This window comes from Exiguobacterium sp. SL-10 (assembly GCF_004337025.1).
In the GTDB taxonomy this organism is placed as follows: Bacteria; Bacillota; Bacilli; order Exiguobacteriales; family Exiguobacteriaceae; genus Exiguobacterium.
Genome location: NZ_SJUP01000004.1, coordinates 214,015 through 235,630 on the forward strand (window position 1 = coordinate 214,015; position 21,616 = coordinate 235,630).

Below are 21,616 nucleotides of genomic sequence, written 5' to 3' on the forward strand. Positions count from 1 at the left end.
TTCGCACTTATCGATAGCGAAGGTTCATCATTCCGCGGTAAAACGTCAACAGCCGTTGATATATGGCGGCTGACACATTCAGTCGTTGCTGTTCCATCCGACTTAAATGACGTGGCCCATCAAAGCGCTGCAGCAAATCCTCCCTCACTTCTGGATCAGTCGAGCGGTATACCGCCTTGAATACCGTTTTAATCTGTGGCGTGGTGACGCTATTCGTTGTATCGAGTCGAACGAATAACTGTTCGAAAAAGCGGGCTGTCTCGATTGGCGCGAGGTCTGCGATTTTTTTCGTCTGTTGCTTCGCATGGATACGCGTCTTCGAATGCGGTGCCGTCGTCACTTTGAATTGATAGCCCGAAAGCGCCAAGTCGACCCAACATACCCAGTCTTGAATGTATCGATACGTCGTCGGGAATCCACCCACCTGTTCAAGCGCTCGTTTCGGAATGAGCAGCGCACAACCGCTCAAACACGCTTTCAGTAAAAGATAATCAAACATGGCCTCATTCGTATACACGCCTTTCAATTGTCTTCTCGGACGGTGGATTGGGGCTCCTGCCTCATCAATCAGCGTCGTCCCACAAGACAAGATGTAACGCTCGGCTTGATCACCAAGCTTTAGGAGTTCTTCGACTTGATCATTCACTTTTTCCGGTTCATAAAGGTCATCATGACTCAGCCATGAGAACCACTCGCCTCGCATTTTATCGATACCGAGATTGAGCGCGGTCGATACTCCACCGTTCGGCTTTTCATAATATCTGATCCGACTCCCAAAGCTTCGGGCGATTTCAGCGGTCGCCCCGCCATCGGTCGACCCGTCGTTAATCACTAGCACCTCGATCCGCTCATACGTTTGAGCAAGGGCGCTCTCGATCGTTTCTTTTAAATAGTCCGCTCCATTGTAGACGGGGATGACGATTGAGACGAGGGGACGTTCCATGCTGGATTCCTCCTTTTATCGTGAACAAGGCTTTCATAAACGTGTAGATAATCCATGACTCGCTCTTCCATCAAAAACGAGGCGCGCGCGTGTTCGATACAGGCGTCCTCATAATACTCCTTACCGCGTCGTCTCATTTTTTCGATTGCGTCGATGACAGCCTCTAACTGATGAGGCTGAACGACTTCGCCACAGGTGATGGGGACAAGTTCTGGATTGGCTGTCGCATCGAGCACAACGACCGGCGTTCCTGAGGCCATCGCTTCCGCCGTCACTTTCCCGAACGATTCTTCGACCGATAAGTTGAGGAACACATCTGCGAGCGCATAATAGTCAGCCAACTCTTCGATACGATTCGTCGATGGAATATGGATCACATTCACCGGCAACGTGAGCTCTGGGAGGTCACCGACTAACAGAAAGCGATCTTCCGGCAACGCTTGTGCCACTTGTAAGAAATCAGACAGTCCTTTTGAATCGTCCCAGGAACTAGCGACGCCTAACAGCACGAAGCGATGTTCTAATCCGAGCGCCGCACGTAATCCGGATGTATCCCGTGGGTAGAAAATATTGAGGTCGACCCAGTTATAGATGCGACGAATCAGCTTCGCATTGCCGAGAAAAGAAAATCGCGCTTCCATCGTGATCCAATCCGAGACACCGATGACGGCAAGCCACTGGATCTTTTCGAACCATCGCTTTTTGTCCGTCCACATGTCAGCAGTCCGATCAAGACCCCAACTTGGGTTATCAAGGGCCAGTCGAGGACAGCTCCCGCAGCCATCTCGCCAACGTGCACAACCGGTTCTCGTATAGTGCGTGCACTTTCCCGTATAAAACCAACAATCGTGTAGCGTCAATACGGTCGGTGTGTCGGTTTGGCTGAGCCAATTAAACAATGTCCCGAGATGGATGTAGTTGGCGTGAAGGTTATGCAAATGAACGATGTCAGGCTTGTACGATTCGATATAATCGATGAGTTCAGCCGTCGCCCCTTTTGAAAAATAGCCTTGTTTCCCACTCAAGCGAGACAAGAGCGCATGTCGTTTTTGATCGAAGTATGAACCGATGCGGAACCCACTTCCCGTATCTGGACCTGTCGCATAAGCGACGACACTCTCATGGCCATGGGCAACCGCCACGGACGAAATCTCTTTACAAATCCGTCCCGTGCTTTTTTCTTCATGAATGGCATTGATGTGTAAAATCCGCATCGTTCTCCCTCCTTACTCGTACGTATAGGCGTAATAAGCGTCCTTGCCACCTCGTTCTCGTTTGTTCATGACGATCCCAAGCATATGGGCACCAGACAAGACGAGCTGTTCTTTCGCTTTGAGTACAAGATCTCGATTTGAATTGTCACACCCTATGACGAGAATCGTCCCATCGGTCTCACTTGCGAGAAGTCGGCTGTCGGCCACATGCATGAGCGGCGGCGCATCCAAGATGATCAAATCGTACTTCTCCTTTACCTCATCCAATAGCTGTTTCATCATCGGTGACGCAAGCAGCTCCGACGGATTCGGCGGGATCGGGCCCGCCGCCAACAAATGAAGTTTCGGAACTTTCGTCATTTGAACCGATCGTTCAAACGTCGACCGTTTGGCGAGGACCGTAGACAAACCCATTTGACCAGCAAGTTGAAACGTGAAATGGACCGTCGGCTTACGCATATCACAGTCCATGAGCAACACTCGCTTACCGAGCTGCGCATAGACGATGGCCAAATTCGAAGCCGTCGTCGATTTCCCTTCGCCCGGTGATGCTGATGTGACAACGATCGACTGTAACGTGGCCCCGAGCGCCGTGAATTGCAAGTTCGTCCGTATCGTTCGATATTGTTCGGCGATCGGAGATTTAGGATTGGCTAACGTGATGAGGCTACGCCCGGAATCACGATGTTTGTCTTGTTTCTTTGACAGGTGGAACATGCGGATCGTCTCCTTTCGGCTTGTTGCCGGCATCAGCTTTTGGTTTAACTACCTTTGGGTTCATATCACGCTTTTCAATGACAGGGATGGATCCAATCACTGGCATGGACAAAATCTGTTCAGCCTCTCGCTCATTATGAATCCGTTTATCAAACGTATGACGGATGAGCGCGAGTACGCCTCCGACCACAAACCCAACAAGTAGACCAACCGCGGTATTCATAACGACATTTGGTGCAATCGGTTCGCCTGGTACGACGGCTTCCGAGAGGATCCGAACGTTGTCGATATTCATTAAATCTGGAATTTCACTCGCGAACACACGTGTGATGACGTTGGCGATTTCAGTGGCCACGACCGGGTCGACGTATTGAACGACAATATTGATGACTTGTGAGTCCTCTTCGCTTTCCACCAACAAAATCTCACTGATGTCCGCCGGTGCTTCCCCTACTCGATCTTGTACTTCATTCAAAATAGCAGGACTGCGCATGATGACTCGATACGTGTTCACAAGCGATAGTGATGAGGAAACTTGTGCACTGTCGATCACATTCGTACCAGCCTCTTCTTTCGGGACGATCAATACCTGGGTCGACGCCTCATAGGTCGGTGCGATCACATATTGGCTTAAATAATAGGCTGCCCCTCCACCCATGAGCATCATCAACAAAAGGATTAGAATGTTTTTCTTTAACACACCGAATATTTCGGAAAGTAGCATCGTTTGACTTTTCACACGTAAGCCCTCCTTCAGACAAAGTTGCCTATACAAAAATCTAGACGTGATGATGAGGTCGTTCTCTGTCTTACCTTCTTACCCGCCGTTCTGTGCAAATCGAAAAGAAATGGTTACCATCTTTTCATGAACTATCATGTCGGCTTATCTTGCGTGAATTGCGAATAAATGCGTCGCATCTCCGTCTTCGAGCGGTCGACGTCGAACGCCTTGACCGACTCGCTATTATGGAGCCCCATCTGGTGGGAAAGATCGAAATCGAGTTGCATCGTCCGGATCGCTCGAGCGAACCCTGAAGCGTCTTCCGGCGAACACTTATACCCGGTCACCCCATCAATCGAATAGTCATTGATGCCGTGCACGTTCGACGTGATGAGCGGAAGCCCGGCGGCCATCGCTTCGAGCGCAGCCATGCCGAGCCCTTCCCGTTTCGATGGGAATACGAAGCAATCCGATGCCTTCATCACTTCGATGACATCGTCCCGGAAGCCGAGTAAGATCACTTGTCGCTCGAGTCCGAGCTCACGGATGAGCCGCTCGAGGTTTTCCTTATTGTCACCCGTCCCGGCAATCAAATAACGTAGCGTCGGTTCCTTGAGCGAGGCGATGGCGCGGATAATCGTCTCGTGGTTCTTGTTCTCGTTCAACTCGCCGACGGACAACAAGACAAAGTCGCTATCACTGCTAATACCGAGTTCGCGACGTTTCTTCGGTCGGTCAATCGTGACCGCCTCGATTCGTTTCGTGTCGACGCCAATGCCGGGGATACGGAACGTGTGCGACGTCTTGAACGTCTGCGCCCGTGAGAAATCCTCTTCGTTAATCGTCACAATCGTGTCCGTCAGACGGGCGAGCGTCCGTTCGACCGGATAGTACAGCATCCAATTGAGCGACGGGCTACCTTTGAAGAAATGAAAGCCGTGCGCTGTATACATGCACGGTGTGTGCGTCTGGCGCGCGACGAGCCGACCGACGACCCCGCCGATCGGCGAGTGACAGTGGATGAAGTGATAGCGATTCGTCGTCATGACAGCCTTCAGCTGTTGATAGGCGCGGACATGTCCATTCATCTTCTTAATATCGCGCTCAAAGTCGATTTGGTACCACGTGACGCCACTGTCTTGTAAATCCTGTTTGATGCGGGCGATTTTCTCCGGCGAATACATGCTGCCCCACTCAAAGTTTGTGGCGACATCGACTTGATACCCCATCTCTTGGAGCATACGGATATTGTCGCGATTGAAGCTCTCGATCATCGAGACGACCGAGGCGACCATGAGCACTCGTTTCATCGTTCCTCCTCCTCACACGCGTTTCCGTAAGTAGTCGACACCACGCAACATCAATACGAGCGGAACGGTCTGCTCGTGTTTGCACAGTTGGAAGAACGTCCGCCATTTCATATCGAAATGACCCATATCCATCTGCGAGTAGGCGCGTTTATACTCTTCTTGTCGAAGTACTTGCTTCAACGACTCGGCCTGGGCGAAGAGTGACTTCGGTGCCCCGATCTCGTTCAAGCCGATACCGATCATGCTGAGGGCGATTCGATTATAGAGTGCGTGATTATACTCTTCTCCAAGCTGGTGGGTCTCGATGTAACGCATTAAAATATGAAAGAACTGCAAGCGTGAGGCGATGAGGTTATTGTTGTATACACTCGTCTCCGACTCGGCGTTTGTTTTTCGGTAATGGTAGACCGGATAATCGATGTAAATGAAGCGCTGGCAATGCTCCAACGCTTGGATTTGAAAATACAAATCGACGAACGTCCCGTACGGACCGCCAAATGACAAATGTTTGATGAGGTCACGGTGATAGAGCGTGATGCAGTTTGAATTGAGCGCATCCACCGTTTCCGGGTGAGCAAGTTCTTCACCGACAAGTCCGAACAGACGTCGATGGACATAACGTCTCGTTTCTTCGGCGTTATACGACAAAAAGTCCGCTTCGAAAATCCGTTTCGGGAGTGAACGTCCATCGTATTCACGGACATATGTCCCCATGACGGCGTCGGCGCGTTCAGCCTCCGCATGTTCGACCAATAATCGAATCGCATCGACATCTAGCCAGTCATCGCTGTCGATGAACATGATGTATTCGCCCGTCGCCAATTGCAGGCCACGATTTCGGCAAAATGAGCATCCTCGATTTGTCTGGCTGATGACACGAACCCTTGGATCTTTGTCATAGGTCAGGACAATCTCGAGACTATGATCCGTACTGCCATCATCGATACAAATGATTTCGAGATGAGGATACGTTTGATGGACAAGGCTGTCGAGACACTGCCGCAAATAGGCGCTTGTGTTATAAATGGGCACGACTAGGCTGACGAGCGGGGTAAGGGTTGGCATGTAGGTCACTCCTTCTAGGTTGTCGCTTCATGGTGTGAGTGATAAATGGGGATGATTCTATCCTCGTTGTTCCCGTAAGCTGTTTTCGGTAACTCACAAACAGAATGAGCCGCGGATAATCTTTTCGTGAAGTATAAAAAATGAAAAAAGCCGACCCTTCGGTCAGCTTCGCATGTCACTGAAGTTGTTCTTGCCGCAAGTTACGGAAGATGTTTTCAAACAAACGTGCATTCACCCGATCCGACACGTACGAGTTGTGCGGGGTGAGCGACACCCATTCGAAGTTATAGAGTGCGTGATCCGATGGAAGCGGCTCGGTCTCAAAGACGTCCAAGGCGACCCCGAAGAACTTACCGTCTTCGAGCGCCGCGATCAGCGCCTCTTCATCGATGATTGAACCGCGTGCGACATTCAATAGGACGGCATCTTCTTTCATCGACGCAATCGCCCCTTCGTCAATCACATGATACGTGTCGTCTTTAAGCGGTAAGGCGATCACGACGACGTCGCTCTCCGCCAACACGTCATGCAATTCATCCATCAGCACGTAACGGTCGACGAACGGCACTTGTTTCTCACGATGACCGACGCCGATAATCGTCATATCGAACGCCCGGAGCCGAGTCGCCACTGCTTCTCCGACATGACCGAGCCCAAGCAACGCGACGGTCTTGCCGGTCAGTTCACGTAAACGACGTTCCTTCTCCCAATGTCGATTCGCCTGCTTCTCGCGAAACGCCGCACCGTGTTTCATAAAGTCGAGCAACTGCCAGACGACCCATTCGGCCATCGGCACGGCATACGTATCGCCAGCGTTGTACACACGGATGTCTCGCGCCTCGAGCTCCTCGAGCGGGAGTCGATCGAGCCCGGCACTGACGGCTTGGACGAACCGTAGTCGTTCAAAATCGTCGACGTGGCAATATTGGAACACGTTGTTACAAATCAATCCCTCGACCTCTGAGACATCGATGTCCGTCACGTCCGCCTCTTCGCGGAGTGTCGTCACCGTATAGCCGAGTTGTTCGAGTGTTGCGAGTTGTTCAGGAGTCAAGCGAACTCCTGTAGACAGCAAATTCATGACAAGATCCCCTTCTGGTTCTGGATTTCCGTTGTGACGGCATGCACGGTCGAGACGAGGCTCAACCGGTTCATTTCCAACCACTCCGGTGTCGCGTGTTCGAGCTGTTGCTCGTACGCTCTAATTTTCCATACCCCTTCTTGGAATAGTTGTGCCTGTCTCGCGTCAAATTTTCCGGTCGATCCGATATTGCAAAAGCTGCGCGAAAGAATCGCGAGTGACGAACCGAGACGGACATGCTCCCCAAGCACCTTCTCGGCTGGGAGCTTCCCTTCCCCGATCCGGGCGATGCCACCGAATCCATACGGGATGCCCGTCGCCTGCATTTGTCGAACAATCGCCTCGATTGTCCCGTCGGCGAGCGGCTCGAACAGGAAACGTTGTCCGTAACTCAAATGCAGGTCGTTCAGGCCGATATGGATGTAGTCGATGCCTTTTAATGTGAGCACGTCCGACATACAGGTGACAGCTTCTCTAGTCTCACACAACAGGCAGACTTTGGCCCGCTTGTCGACGAGCTCGATGAACGTCGTGACTTCGTCGACCGTCTTGTAGTATGGCAACATGACGACGTCCGCGCCGCGGTTGATGACCTCATTGATCTCATAGCGCGAGCCTTGGAAGATCGGATTGACGCGGACGAGTAGCTCGGCATGCTTCAAGACCGCGCGCAATCGACTGACGTCACGAATGGCGTGGCGTGAGATGACCGTATCTAGATGTCCTTGCCGTTCTTCTTTCCCGTTCAATTCCAAATCGACGAACACCCAATCGACCCCGTTCTGTTCGGCGAGCAGCGCGATCTCCGGCTGGTTCGTGATATACATCAGTTTTAAAGGCATGGCGAGCACTCCTTCCGTATATAGATTACGTTAGGAAAATAACCCGTCCGAAAAACAACAAAACAGAAATGCGGATAATGCTTTTGCAATCCAAATCCAACTGCTTCTTATTTATATAAAGATGCATGTTGATCCGAAGTGATACACCCGCTTCTCGAATATGCTTTGATATCAAACTATGCTCGAAACTTCTTTCAGGTTTTGTTTTAAATATGAGGAATCGGAAATAACTAACGTACAAGACAAAAATTCGACAGTTTTCGGCAAAAGGGGTGGCCAATCATGGAATGGATTGTGGTCTTTGGTGCAGGCGGTCACGCACAAGTGTTGATTGATATTCTCGAAGTGATGGGTGTTTATCGAATTGCTGGAATCTATGACGACAGCCCAGCTCTGTTAGGAAAGTTCATTGCCGGATATCCAGTGTTGGGATTCGTTGATTCGAAGACAGTTACCAAAAAAGGAATCATTGGTATCGGCGACAATGTCCAGCGCGAGCGGATTGCTGAACATATAAAACTGCATAATCCAGACTTTGAATTCATCAACGCCATCCACCCAAGCGCCGTCATCGGCAAGAACGTGACGCTCGGTGAAGGGACGGCCGTCATGGCAGGGAGCATCATCAACCCGAACGCCGTCACCGGTCCGCACAGCATCATCAACACGATGGCATCGGTCGATCACGACTGCGTACTTGAACCGTTCGCATCGATTGCACCGGGCGCCCACCTCGGTGGCAACGTCCACATCGGTGCCCGCACGTTCATCGGGATGAGTGCGACAGTCATCCATGGTATTCACATCGGTCACGACACGGTCATCGGGGCCGGGGCCACGGTCGTGAAAGACATTCCGAACCATGTCGTCGCCTACGGGTCTCCCGCCAAACCCATGCGTGGCCGGGTCATGAACGAACGATACTTGTGAACACAAAAATGAGGTCACCCTGATCATGGGCGACCTCATTTTTCATTTCAACTCGCGATGCAGCTCACGGTCGGTGATATAGTCCGGCTCAAGTTTCAAGATGACTCGGTCGAAGGCGCGCTGGAGACCAAACATGACGAGGCAGAGTACCGCGAACAGTAGGAAGAAGGATGGTCCCGGTGAACCGGAATCATACGAGCCGAAGAGCGCATACAACATGACCAATCCGCATAACGTCAGCCAAAATGGCAACCGGACGAGCCGTTGATACGTCGGATTGTCATTGAACGAGGCCCGGATTGACCCGAGTTTCCATTCACGAATGGACAGCGGAATGACACCGAGAAACCCGATGCCGAGAACGACGAGCTCGTATGTAGAGACGTACTGGACGAGCGTTCCTGTCACGATGGCTGAGGCGGCGCCAATAATAAAGGTCCTTGTGTTCCCTTGCCGCGCATAGTCGACAAGGCGGCGGATATGTTGTTCACGTCTCATAAACTTCTCCCCAATCTATTTATTTTTATAATAAAATACTTTTGTGTCCCGTCATATTTGTTGAGTTTATACTTACTTGATTCACTTAAACATCCATTATAGAAATATACTTACAGCTGGCTTACTATAAAAATGTAAGCTTTTCATTTCTTTGACTAATAATCAATCGATTGCTTCCGATAAACAAGGTGAACAACGCATATCATTTATTCTAGTCGAATCGAAGTAAGGAGTGTCGTATGCGCTATTATATTCTTTCATTTCTTGTATTTTCCCTCTTTCTTTCTTCTTGCTCAAAAGAAGAAAAAATGATTGTCCCGCCTCAACCTTACGATAGCGAATTTCCTATTGAATCGTTTATCCGTGAATTTCTCATGACAGAAGATGGATTGATTCGGACGAACATCACTGATCGTCAAACCGAGTTTTTATCAGAGTCGATTGGGCTGTATCTTCTGTTTCTCGTCGAGCAGGAGCGAAAAGAGGAATTTGCTGAACAAGTTAATGTGTTATCCACTTATTTTCTCGATAAGTCGAATTTAATCGCTTGGCGCATTGAAGACAAGGACGGAAAGATGGAACGGAGTACGGTCAACGCATGGATTGACGATGCCCGCATCGTACATGCCCTGTACGAAGGGTCAGATGCGTTTGGTGAACCCGCCTACGCCGAGCTCGCCGATGCGATTGCCCGTCCATTGACAACTATCGCCACTAAAGATGGATTGCCCGTCGATTTCGTGGACATGAACACAAACGAAGCGGGCAATGTCATCACGTTAAGCTATTTAGATGAAGCTGCCCTAAGATGGATGGGACCTTCCTCATCGCTCTACACGAATAGTCGTAATCTGTTAGCCGAAGCTCCGCTCAGCGGTCCATTTTTTGCAAAATCTTATGACATGTCTACGAGTACATATGCATTTGATGAAGAAATCAACCTTATCGATCAAGCGTATGTCGCGCTCCGCTATGAACAGTTCGGTCTGCCGACAGATTCGTTTTACGCATTCTTCCAAAATCAATTTGATGACGGTCCGGTCTACGGTCGCTATGACCGACAGACAGCTACCAAAACGGTCGAATATGAGTCTCAGGCAGTCTACGCACTCGCTGTCTTTTATTTACTCGAGCGAGGGGAACGGGAGTTTGCGACTCGTGTGATGGACCGCCTTCAGACGCTCGCGGTATCAGACACATCTTCAAAATACGTTGGAGGACAAATTGATATAATGACAAACGAGACACACGCGTTTGATAATTTATTACCATTATTAGCCGAAGGAGGACTACTTGATGGATACCTCGTTCCGTAAAGCGAGTCTAATCAGTATGCAGGTTTTCTTACTTTTAATCGCCGTGACGCTTCTCGCGTTTTATGCACCAAATATGGGGAGTGTTCACCTTGAAAGCATGCTGTTAATGATGTTCGCCGCTACGGTGAGCCTGTTCATAGGGATACGGGCAGGGCTCGTGACGTCGCTCGCTATCCTTTTTTGTTTCGGCAGCCTCTATTTTTGGAATATGTTCTTTCGACCGAATGATCAAGTCTTGCTCTTTTCGGAAGTGACTTTGCTTTATTATGGGGTTTGTCTCATCGGACTTGTCATCTTGAGTGGAACGCTCTATGAAAACGTACACAGAATGAGCCTGAAAAATCAAGAATTACAAGATCAAGTCCGCCAGCTTGTCGCCATCGATGCCGAGACAGGGCTCGACAACAAAGAGCGATTTATGCTTGAGTTACAATTAGAAATTGATCGTACAAAGCGCCATGGCGAAGCATTCACCGTATTTTTGTACAAAATTGATTATCTTACCGAATTCAAAAAGCTATATGGTGATCGAGAGTACGAACGATTCTTGTTGCACTTTAGTAAACAGTTACACTACTCGACACGAACAACCGATAAAAAGTTCCGATTGTCTAACGAGGAATTCGCAGTCATCTTGCCGTATGCGTCCGAAGAACACATGTCGATTTTGACGGAACGGTTTCGCAACATGATTGGTGACTATCGAACAGATTCCAATAAAACGGTGACGTTCACCAATCATATCGCCTACTATACGGTCAAGAAGAACTCGGACATCGAATCTCCAGATGATATCCTCGGACTGATTGGAAACGAGTTGAAGAGCTATGCGTTATAAAATTTGGTTTTTCAGCCTTTTGTTGCTTCTACTCCCCAGCACGGTACACGCGGCTACACCGACCGTCGCCATCGTCTACAGCTCGACCAGTATAGAAATCCCGCCGGAAGTGTATAAGCTCGAAGCGCTTGTCTCCCGATTCTCAAACGAAATCATGATGGTCCGTGATATTGACGTCGACACAGAGACTCTCGCACAAGTCGACTCCGTCCTCTACTACGGACTGTCGACCACATCTATCCCAGATATAGTACGCGAGGAAATTGAGGCGGCTGACGTGCCGGTTTACGCTATCGGTCACAATGCGACTCAGTTGACGATGTTCGCACAACTCGATATGTCTCGTGTCGCTGGCGCATCTCAATTTTATCAATCCCGTACAGACGAGACTGTGACGTTCCCACTGGCCGATGTCATCACGACTGTCGAGGGTGACGCATTATTTGTTCACGCGAGTCTTATGCGCAACGGTAAGGCCACGGCGGTCATCGTTCAGACTGGTCCTCACTTCTATGCCGGGATTGACAACCTGCTCAGCCCTTCTTCAATCTTGCTTGCAGACACATTATTCGATTTCTTCTCTGTCGAGGCGAACGACGGACACACCGGATACTTGCGTCTTGAAGACATTAATCCGAGCTCTGACCCCGCACTTGTAGAAGCGGTCGGAAATCGTTTATTGGACCGGGGCGTACCTATTTTACTTGCCGTCATTCCAGTCTATACCGATGAGGAAAGTGGTCAACGAATTCAACTAAGTGATCGCAAAGAACTCGTCGACGTCTTACGACAACTCGAAGCGCGTGGCGCGTCCGTTCTCGCGCATGGATATACCCATCAATATCGTTCTTCGGAAACAGGTGAAGGGTTTGAGTTTTGGGATGTTGAGAACAATCAACCTGTTTTCGTCCCATCAACAGAGAATCCGCCTCAATTACTCGGCCGCGAGGCTTTTCCAAGCGAAGAGGCCTACCTTACTTATTTAGAGCCATTACTTGAAGATGAAGCGAACTATATTCGTACCAAATTGACGCGTTCGATTCATGAGCTCGTATCACTAGGGCTTCACCCCCTAGGCTTTGAGGCACCACATTATACGATGTCTCACTCCGGATATGCCGTGACGGCGGAACAATTCACGAACGTCTTCGGCCAAGTGCAATGGAGCAATACGAACTGGGAAGTAATGGGGGCTACCCCGTTCGTATCAAAACCTGCTCTGTTAGACGGGATGACACTCTATCCGGAAACGATTGGCTACATCCGGACCGATATCCCACGTCCCATCGATGAAATGCGGCGAGCGCTAAACGAGACGCTGCTCGTTCGTGAATCAATGCTTGGTGCATTTTATCATCCGTATATCGGTATGGAATATGTCGATGACGTCGTCGATTTGATGGAATCGGTGCCTGGTTTCAAGTGGCTCGATTTACGAGCCCAAAACGAGCGTGTCATGACAGAAGATGTCTCCATCCGTACTAACGATGCGAGATTCATACTACAGGATGAACGTAATTTCTTCATGAAACAATTCCATACGTTCCTACCCACCTCCTTTTTTGAGAGGATGTTGATGGGTCTTGCACTCATCACGTTTTTCGCTGTGATGGCATTTTTGACGTACACCTTATACTTACGCTCTCAACGTAAGCAACGACTGTTCAAGGAGCGTGATTAAATATGGCGAACGGTTTATTTATCTTTTCGCTCATTATGATTTGGACCATGCTCCTCTATCATATGTTTTTGATGCAAGGTGGATTTTGGCACTTCATGACGTATCGCAATCCCATCCCAGAATGGTCGGCACGCATGCAAGATCTACCAAAAGTTTCTGTCCTCATTCCGGCCCACAACGAGGAAGTTGTAGTTGCTGCGACACTTCGCGCCATGGCCCGGATTGAATATCCAAAAGATAAACTAGAGGTCATCTTGATTAACGACAACTCCTCGGATCGAACCGGAGAAATCGCTCAACGTTTTGCCGATGAACATGCCTTCATTCATGTCGTCAAAACGACCCCGGAGTTTGCTGGTAAAGGCAAGTCATCCGCACTAAACTTCGGTTTATCCAAGTCGACCGGAGATGTACTTGTCGTCTATGACGCGGACAACACACCCGAAAAAGACGGGGTCTATCATCTCGTCATGGGACTCTTGAATGACCCGAAAGCCGGTGCAGTTGTTGGCAAATTTCGGGTCATCAACGCGTACGAGACGTTATTGACCCGACTTATCAATATCGAAACCATCTGTTTTCAGTGGATGGCGCAAGCCGGCCGGTGGAAGTGGTTTAACATCGCCACAATCCCAGGAACAAATTTTGCGATTCGACGCTCCATCATCGAGGAACTCGGTGGATGGGATGAACAAGCGTTAGCCGAGGACACCGAGCTGACGATTCGTGTCTATGAGTTAGGTTGGCATATCCGTTTCTTCCCTGCTGCTATCACGTGGGAACAAGAACCGCAGACATTATCCGTTTGGTGGAAGCAACGCACGCGGTGGGCTCGAGGTAATCAATACGTCGTGCTAAAGTTCATGAAACAAATCTTTACACTGAAACGAAAAAAGATTATTTTTGATATCTTTTATTTCTTCTTTACGTATTTTTTATTTTTCTTCGGCGTCATCCTATCAAACAGTCTGTTCGTCATCAATCTTTTTGTCGACATCGGGTTAGAGGTTGGAAATATTACGCTCGTGCTCTGGATCCTCGCCTTTTTGTTATTTGTCACCGAAGTGTTCGTGACGCTCAGCATCGAACGATCTGAGTTCAATACGCAAAACTTCTTTACGGTTATCTTTATGTACTTCACGTACAGCCAATTATGGATTGTACTCGTGATTTACTCTCTGTATTTAGAATTAAAACGTGTGTTATTTAATCAAGAAGTAAAATGGTACAAAACAGACCGATTCGGTTGAAAGGACGAACCTATGAAACCATTACTCCCATCTTTAGTCAGTACAGCGCTGCTCATGACCGCAATCCCAGTCCAAGCCAAAAGCGACCTTCCTTCGCCAATCCCAATCATTTCTACGGGAGCAACGAGTGAAAGGATGTTGACGACGACCGATGATGTCTTGCCCGGCGAGACATCATCACGTACTTATACGTATACAATATTGACAGACGAGTCACCCGATCCCTCAAAAAAATTATCACTTGATTGGTCACACTCGGAACTATTGATTCCACCTTCGGCCCTAACAGTCGAAATCGATGGCGAGCCTGTTGAATCAATCGCTTTGACAAATGATACATCAGAAGGAAATCTTCAAATTAAACTCAAACGTGAACAGTTGACAAAAGGGACACATGAGGTAACCGTTCGGTATACCGGTATCCTCCGAGGACGGATGTGCGATACTGGCAACACGACAGGCAGCTGGTTCACTGTACGTCCGTCTAGTTTTGTCTCTCTCGGCAACAAAGCGAGTCTGACGCTAAACGATTATCCAAATCCTTTCACACAGACGTTTAACGATCAATTGACGATTGTCGTACCAAACGAACCGAATGCACAAACGCTTGAAGCCGGTTTGTTGCTATATCGCCAATTAAAAGGAGATGCCACAGATTCCGATAATGTCTCGATTCAATATGAACGACAGCTCGAGACATTTGACGGGCGCTACGTGTTCATTGGAGAGGCCGGCGGTTTCACAGATGTCGTTGGTGCGTTAATTAAACGACTCGATACTCCCGTGCCATCTGAAGGACTACTACTGAAACGGGCATCTTTGATTGAAGGTAAAGCTTCGACTGATGCGATGTTCATCCTTGCGGAAGAGGCTGCATCGTTTGAAGGAACGCTTGATCATCTGCTCATTGAGCGACAACGACAGCAATTGAATGGGGAATCGCTAGTCTTGACGAGTAGTCCCGTGAAACAAGATACATCAGCTGTCGTGCCCCTCCGTTCACTTGGGGCATCAAACTTGTTATTGAGCGGAAGTGCAGCGGTCAGCCCAAACTATTTCTACCCCCTCCCTGCACTTGGCGACGACTCGAATGTAACACTCGATGTTATGTTCAAGTTATCCGACAACCTTCGCGTGAATACAGAAGAACAAGTCATGACTGATTTCACTGCTTGGATCAATGGCGTACCGTACTCGATTCCGTTAAACGACATTCAAAAGGATTCGGAGTGGCAGCAACACGCCATTCAAGTCGATACAGACACGCTTAAGCGGTCGACGTTTCTTGATGTTTCGTTTGAAGCGAACGGACTTCGATCCGAGGGCCCTTGCACGAGCAGCGACACCGACCGTTGGATTTATGTATCAGACGACAGCCGTGTCACATTGCCTTCAAGTGCTAGTACGTCTAGTCAAGATGCGTTTTTAAACATGGCGAGCCTCTTTACGACCGGTGAAGGCATTGTGTTAGTTGTGCCAGACGGTAACAGCACAATGGAGCTATCCAGCGTTGCGAACGTGATGAGTGGTCTTCCCATAACACCGCTTAGTGGTCAAATCGAAGTCGTGCGTGCACAGGATGTGACCGAAGATTTACTAACAACCCGATCCATCATCTTTATCGGTAACCCCGAGACGACACCTTTGCTTCAAGACCAAAAAGAGAAGTGGCTCGTCACTCGCAATGACGCGATCGATTTGGCACAGTACGGATTCGTTCCCGAGACGTCTGAGGAGTACGCATGGATTCAACCATCACTGTGGAACGACGAATTAGCGATGATCGTCATCGCGACGGACGATACGGTCGACCCTTCATTGATGCAGACCATCGTCTTCCCAAACGAGACATTTAGTCTAGCTGTGAAGAATAGTAACGGCTCTGTGTTCACAAACAGTCAGTCGATTTCAGAGCAGGACACCGAGACGGCTGGAACCCAATCGAACGAACGACAATCAATTTCTTCCGTTTGGTATTTTGCAGGCTTCATCACACTATTAGTCGCCATCCTTGTCATTTTATTTATGATGCGCCGGAAAAAAGTATAAATTCATTAATCTAAACGCCTCATCACGACAAGCATTAGCTTTCTGTCGTGATGAGGCGTTTCATATCATCGTTCAATTGATTCGTGCATACACAGACCCTACAATCCATTAAAAAAATAAAAAACGATAAATGTAAGCGTTGACATTTGTTTTGGCGGGTGCTACATTTCAAGTATCAAATAACAACTGAACGGTCTCCTGCGCAGGAATGTTACCTTTAGTGGGCATAACCTGACTCGAGTCAGATGATAGACGTAACCATGCGTCCCTCATCTGACACGGGTCAGGTTTTTTATTTGACGCAAACTTAAAAATCCAACGTAAAGGAAGGGAACGGACATGAAATACGAACAGCTCGCACGCGACATTATCCAACACGTCGGCGGCAAAGAGAACGTCAACAGCGTCGTCCACTGTATCACCCGTTTGCGCTTCAAATTAAAAGACGAAAGCAAGGCCAACACGGAAGTCATCAAAAACATGGACGGTGTCGTCACCGTCATGAAGAGCGGCGGTCAATACCAGGTCGTCATCGGCAACCACGTCCCGGACGTGTATAAAGCGGTCGTCGAAGTCGGAGGTTTCCAAAACCAGTCACCGGTCGAAGAAGAGGACGGCCCGAAAGGCTCATTGTTCAGTCGGTTCATCGATATCATCTCTAGCATCTTCACCCCTGTCCTTGGCGTCTTGGCCGCGACCGGGATGATCAAAGGGTTCAACGCCCTCTTCGTCGCCGTCGGTTGGCTCGATGCCACATCCGGTACGTATCAACTGTTGAACGCCATCGGCGACTCGCTGTTCTACTTCTTCCCGATTTTCCTCGGCTATACGGCCATCAAGAAGTTTGGCGGCAGTCCGTTCATCGGGATGGCCATCGGGGCGGCGCTCGTCTATCCGACGCTATCGACGCTCACGGCCGGTGACCCGCTCTACACCGTCTTCGCCGGCACGATGTTCGAGTCGCCGATTCATATCACGTTCCTCGGTGTCCCGGTCATCTTGATGACGTACTCGACATCGGTCATCCCAATCATCGTCGCGGCGTTCTTCGCAGCGAAGCTTGAGAAGTTCTTGAAGACGGTCATCCCGGACGTCATCAAAATGTTCATTGTCCCATTGTTGACGTTGCTCATCATCGTCCCGCTCACGTTCATCTTGATCGGACCGATTGCGACGTGGGCCGGTATGCTACTCGGTAGCGCTACGGTCGCAGTCTACAACTTGAGCCCGCTCGTCGCCGGTCTCTTCCTCGGTGGCTTATGGCAAGTGTTCGTCATCTTTGGCCTGCACTGGGGACTCGTCCCGGTCGCCATCAACAACTTGACGTCACTTGGCTCGGACCCTGTCCTCGCACTCGTCTTCGCGGCCTCATTCGCGCAAATCGGTGCCGTGCTCGCGGTCTTCCTTCGCATCAAAAATCAAAAGATCAAAACGCTCTCTATCCCGGCCTTCATCTCAGGAATCTTCGGTGTCACCGAGCCGGCCATTTACGGGGTCACGCTTCCGCTCAAGAAACCGTTCATCATGAGCTGTATCGGTGGTGCCGTCGGTGGTGGAATCATGGGCATCATGGGTACACAAGTGTATATGATCGGTGGACTCGGCGTCTTCGGATACCCGTCGAACATCTCACCGGAAGGGCTCACGACCGGCTTCTACGGATCACTCATCGGGACGGCCGTCGCCTTCGTCGTCGGTTTCGTCTTGACGTACTTGTTCGGTGGCGTCAATAAAGCGGTCGCCGCGACGCCACAGCCAGACATCACACCGGTCTCACAAGAAGTATCAGCGACAAAAGTCGGTCAGGAGCAGATCCTCAGCCCGCTCGCCGGCAACGTCGTCAACTTGAAAGACATCTCGGACGTCGCCTTCTCATCTGGTTCACTCGGTCAAGGCGTCGCCATCGAACCGACGGAAGGAAAGCTCGTCGCCCCGGTATCAGGTACGGTGTCCGCCCTCTTCCCGACGCATCACGCCATCGGCATCACGACCGAGACGGGTGCTGAGGTGCTCATCCATATCGGTATGGACACGGTTCAACTCGAAGGCAAACACTTTAAAGCCCACGTCACGCAAGGTGAGTTCGTCGAGAAAGGACAGCTGTTGATCGAGTTCGACCTCGACGCGATCAAACGTTCAGGCCGAGCGCTCACAACACCGGTCATCGTCACGAACCGAAAAGTGATTTCACCGAACAAAGCATCACACGTCCAAACGGGCGAACCGATTTTCGTCATCAACGAATAAATGTGGGATGGCACGTCCCTCCCCTATCTTAGAAAGGATGGATTTGATGAGTTTTCCAAACGGATTTTTATGGGGCGGCGCCATCGCCGCGAACCAAGCTGAAGGTGCGTACTTAGAAGGCGGGAAAGGCTTGACGACGGTCGACTTGTTGCCGACCGGGAAGAAGCGGTTCGACGTCATGTTCGGCGACTTGCCGTCACTCGAGCCAGTACCGGGCGAGTTTTATCCGTCACACGAGGCGATCGACTTCTATCACCGCTATAAAGAAGACATCGCCCTGTTCGCCGAGATGGGCTTCAAGGCGCTCCGCCTGTCGATCTCATGGGCCCGCATCTTCCCGAACGGTGACGACGCCGAGCCGAACGAGGTCGGACTACAGTTTTATGACGACGTCTTCGACGAGCTGTTGAAGTACGGTATCGAACCGGTCGTCACGATCGCCCACTTCGACGTACCGGTCAGCCTCATCCAAAACTATGGCAGTTGGCGCGACCGCCGTGTCGTCGATTTCTTCGAGACGTACGCAAAGACGCTGTTCACCCGCTATAACGGCAAGGTGAAGTATTGGATGACGTTCAACGAGATCAATATGCTGTTGCATTTGCCGTTCATCGGCGCCGGTCTCGTGTTCGAGGACGGTGAGGACAAACAGCAAGTGAAATATCAAGCGGCGCACCATCAGCTCGTCGCGAGCGCGAAAGCGGTCAAGGCGGCACACGCCATCAACCCGGACATGCAGGTCGGATGCATGCTCGCGGCCGGTCAGACGTACGCCTACTCGTGCAACCCGGACGACGTCTTGGACGCGATGGACAAGGACCGTGAATCGTTCTTCTTCATCGATGTTCAATCTCGCGGCGAATACCCGGGCTATGCCAAACGTTATCTCGACGAAAACGGCATCACGCTCGAGATGGAAGACGGCGACCTCGAGCTGTTGAAACAGCACACCGTCGACTATATCGGCTTCAGCTATTACGCGAGCCGGACGACGAGCACGGACCCGGAAATCAACGCATCGACCGAAGGCAATATCTTCAGCTCACTCGAAAACCCGTTCCTCGAGAAGTCGGAATGGGGCTGGACGATCGATCCGACTGGCTTCCGTATCACCGCGAACCAACTGTACGACCGCTATCAGAAACCGTTGTTCGTCGTCGAGAACGGACTCGGTGCCGTCGATACGCCAGACGCGAACGGCTACGTCGAGGACAATTACCGCATCGACTATATGGCGAAACATATCGAACAGATGCATGAGGCGATCAAAGACGGCGTCGAGATTCTCGGCTATACGAGCTGGGGCCCGATCGACTTGGTCAGCGCCTCGACCGGCGAGATGAAAAAACGTTACGGCTTCATCTACGTCGACAAGGATAATGCCGGAAATGGAACGCTCGTCCGCTCGAAGAAAAAGAGCTTTGATTGGTACAAGCAAGTCATCGCCACAAACGGGGCCGATGTGACGTCCCCTGTCAAAACCACATAACCATGCGAATCGAACCGGTCCCGTTGACTGGTTCGATTTTTTATTAAAAAGATCTTCACCGTAACCGCTTGCATAAAAATATTTTTCATATTATGATTCAGGTGAAAATAATTTTAAGGAGGACTTTTTCATGTCACGTCTATTCGAACGGGCACAACAATTCGGGAAATCATTCATGTTGCCCATCGCCGTCTTACCAGCTGCGGGACTATTACTCGGGATCGGAGGTGCGCTCTCGAACCCGAACACGGTCCAGGCGTATCCATTCCTCGATATCTCTTGGCTCCAGCATTTGTTCACCATCATGGCCGCCGCCGGGTCAATCGTCTTCGCAAACTTGGCTGTCCTCTTCGCGATCGGGGTCGCGGTCGGGCTCGCCAAGTCGGACAAAGGGACGGCGGGACTCGCCGCCATGCTCGGTTATCTGATTATGAACGCCACCATCAACGCCATGCTACAAATCACGGGTGAGTTGATGGAGACCGATCTCGCCAGTGCCGGACAAGGGATGGCGCTAGGGATTCAAACGCTCGAGACCGGCGTCTTCGGCGGGATTTTAATCGGGATTGTGACGGCGCTCTTGCATAACCGTTACAATAAGCAAGTGCTCCCGCAGTTCCTCGGCTTCTTCAGCGGATCGCGCTTCGTGCCGATTATCACGTCGTTCGTTGCCATCGGTGTCGGGATCGCACTTTACTTCATCTGGCCAACGGTCCAGAGCGGTATCTTCTCGCTCGGCGGACTCGTCGACAAGACAGGCTACATCGGGACGTTCATCTATGGCTTCGTGCTTCGGATGCTCGGACCGTTCGGGTTGCACCACATCTTCTACATCCCGTTTTGGACGACCGGCCTCGGGGGCTCAATGGTTATCGACGGGACGTTGATCGAAGGGACGCAGAAAATCTTCTTCGCCCAGCTCGCCGACCCGAGCACGACCCAGTTCTATGAAGGCACGGCCCGCTTCATGTCAGGTCGCTTCATCACGATGATGTTCGGTCTGCTCGGTGCCGCGCTCGCCATGTATCACTGTGCGAAACCGGAACAGAAGAAAGTCGTCTTCGGTCTCTTGTTCTCGGCGGCGCTCACGTCGTTCTTGACGGGAATCACGGAACCGCTCGAGTTCGCCTTCTTGTTCGTCGCACCGGTCCTCTACTTGGTCCATGCGATCTTTGACGGGCTCGCTTTTATGATGGCCCACATCTTCGAGATCACGATTGGTCAAACGTTCTCAGGTGGGTTCATCGACTTTATCTTATTCGGGGTTTTACAGGGAAATGACAAGACGAACTGGATGCTGTAGACGTCAAGTTGATTTTGACACTTTTTGCTCGTTTGCCTTTTACACTTCTGCCGAAAACAATGATTTCCGGTTCCTCATCCGATGACTGTCGTCATCACTATGTATGATTTCGACGCGATGGA

General features: G+C 50.3%; 17 protein-coding genes and 1 pseudogene. 9 read left to right on the forward strand and 9 right to left on the reverse strand.

Features of this window, described 5'->3' with window-relative positions:
• Positions 1 to 7: 7 nt before the first annotated feature.
• From EVJ33_RS06975 to EVJ33_RS07010, 8 genes are all read right to left on the reverse strand, one after another.
• A complete protein-coding gene (locus EVJ33_RS06975) occupies positions 8 to 943 on the reverse strand; it encodes a glycosyltransferase family 2 protein (protein ID WP_131435712.1) in 936 nt (311 codons plus the stop codon).
• Positions 886 to 2,157 carry a glycosyltransferase gene (locus EVJ33_RS06980; RefSeq protein ID WP_131435714.1) on the reverse strand — a complete coding sequence of 424 codons (1,272 nt, stop codon included), beginning with the start codon at positions 2,155 to 2,157 and terminating at the stop codon, positions 886 to 888. The genes EVJ33_RS06975 and EVJ33_RS06980 overlap by 58 nt, the downstream gene beginning before the upstream one ends.
• A gap of 12 nt (positions 2,158 to 2,169) precedes the next feature.
• Positions 2,170 to 2,874 (reverse strand): CpsD/CapB family tyrosine-protein kinase, encoded by a 705-nt coding sequence (locus tag EVJ33_RS06985; protein ID WP_201739674.1) that lies wholly within the window; start codon positions 2,872 to 2,874, stop codon positions 2,170 to 2,172.
• On the reverse strand, positions 2,837 to 3,613 hold the full coding sequence (locus EVJ33_RS06990) for a YveK family protein (RefSeq protein ID WP_131435716.1): 777 nt from the start codon (positions 3,611 to 3,613) through the stop codon (positions 2,837 to 2,839). Before EVJ33_RS06990 ends, EVJ33_RS06985 begins: the two co-directional genes overlap by 38 nt.
• 134 nt (positions 3,614 to 3,747) lie before the next feature.
• On the reverse strand, positions 3,748 to 4,905 hold the full coding sequence (locus EVJ33_RS06995) for a glycosyltransferase family 4 protein (protein WP_131435718.1): 1,158 nt from the start codon (positions 4,903 to 4,905) through the stop codon (positions 3,748 to 3,750).
• Between the two features lie 12 nt (positions 4,906 to 4,917).
• Positions 4,918 to 5,970, reverse strand: a complete 1,053-nt coding sequence (locus EVJ33_RS07000; RefSeq protein WP_131435719.1) for a glycosyltransferase family 2 protein — start codon at positions 5,968 to 5,970, stop codon at positions 4,918 to 4,920.
• 175 nt (positions 5,971 to 6,145) lie between these two features.
• Entirely contained in the window at positions 6,146 to 7,051 is a 906-nt protein-coding gene (locus EVJ33_RS07005; protein WP_131435721.1) for an NAD(P)-dependent oxidoreductase, read from the reverse strand.
• The gene (locus EVJ33_RS07010; RefSeq protein ID WP_131435723.1) at positions 7,048 to 7,893 is read right to left on the reverse strand and encodes an aldolase/citrate lyase family protein; all 846 of its coding nucleotides are present in this window, start codon (positions 7,891 to 7,893) and stop codon (positions 7,048 to 7,050) included. Before EVJ33_RS07010 ends, EVJ33_RS07005 begins: the two co-directional genes overlap by 4 nt.
• A gap of 282 nt (positions 7,894 to 8,175) precedes the next feature.
• On the opposite strand from EVJ33_RS07010, the gene EVJ33_RS07015 reads away from it, so the two are divergent.
• Positions 8,176 to 8,823 carry an acetyltransferase gene (locus EVJ33_RS07015; protein ID WP_131435725.1) on the forward strand — a complete coding sequence of 216 codons (648 nt, stop codon included), beginning with the start codon at positions 8,176 to 8,178 and terminating at the stop codon, positions 8,821 to 8,823.
• A 42-nt stretch (positions 8,824 to 8,865) separates the two neighbouring features.
• Here EVJ33_RS07015 and EVJ33_RS07020 read toward each other — a convergent pair whose 3' ends face one another.
• On the reverse strand, positions 8,866 to 9,321 hold the full coding sequence (locus tag EVJ33_RS07020) for a hypothetical protein (RefSeq protein WP_131435727.1): 456 nt from the start codon (positions 9,319 to 9,321) through the stop codon (positions 8,866 to 8,868).
• A 374-nt stretch (positions 9,322 to 9,695) separates the two neighbouring features.
• Here EVJ33_RS07020 and EVJ33_RS07025 point away from each other — a divergent pair, with 374 nt between their 5' ends.
• The 8 genes and pseudogenes from EVJ33_RS07025 to EVJ33_RS07060 form a co-directional block, all read left to right on the forward strand.
• Complete coding sequence (locus tag EVJ33_RS07025; protein WP_131435729.1) at positions 9,696 to 10,637, forward strand: hypothetical protein; 942 nt, start codon at positions 9,696 to 9,698, stop codon at positions 10,635 to 10,637.
• Positions 10,618 to 11,475, forward strand: coding sequence for a GGDEF domain-containing protein (locus EVJ33_RS07030; RefSeq protein ID WP_131435731.1), 858 nt, complete (start codon positions 10,618 to 10,620; stop codon positions 11,473 to 11,475). The genes EVJ33_RS07025 and EVJ33_RS07030 overlap by 20 nt, the downstream gene beginning before the upstream one ends.
• Positions 11,465 to 13,156, forward strand: a complete 1,692-nt coding sequence (locus EVJ33_RS07035; RefSeq protein ID WP_131435733.1) for a DUF2334 domain-containing protein — start codon at positions 11,465 to 11,467, stop codon at positions 13,154 to 13,156. Before EVJ33_RS07030 ends, EVJ33_RS07035 begins: the two co-directional genes overlap by 11 nt.
• Positions 13,157 to 13,158: 2 nt before the next feature.
• Positions 13,159 to 14,406, forward strand: coding sequence for a glycosyltransferase family 2 protein (locus EVJ33_RS07040; RefSeq protein ID WP_131435735.1), 1,248 nt, complete (start codon positions 13,159 to 13,161; stop codon positions 14,404 to 14,406).
• Positions 14,407 to 14,418: 12 nt separating this feature from the next.
• Complete coding sequence (locus tag EVJ33_RS07045) at positions 14,419 to 16,455, forward strand: cellulose biosynthesis cyclic di-GMP-binding regulatory protein BcsB (RefSeq protein WP_131435737.1); 2,037 nt, start codon at positions 14,419 to 14,421, stop codon at positions 16,453 to 16,455.
• A 339-nt stretch (positions 16,456 to 16,794) separates the two neighbouring features.
• Positions 16,795 to 18,702, forward strand: a complete 1,908-nt coding sequence (locus EVJ33_RS07050; protein ID WP_131435739.1) for a beta-glucoside-specific PTS transporter subunit IIABC — start codon at positions 16,795 to 16,797, stop codon at positions 18,700 to 18,702.
• Positions 18,703 to 18,739: 37 nt separating this feature from the next.
• Entirely contained in the window at positions 18,740 to 20,191 is a 1,452-nt protein-coding gene (locus tag EVJ33_RS07055) for a 6-phospho-beta-glucosidase (protein WP_131435741.1), read from the forward strand.
• A 130-nt stretch (positions 20,192 to 20,321) separates the two neighbouring features.
• Positions 20,322 to 21,488 (forward strand): annotated as a pseudogene (locus EVJ33_RS07060) (maltose/glucose-specific PTS transporter subunit IIC); the annotation flags it as partial.
• Positions 21,489 to 21,616 lie beyond the last annotated feature (128 nt).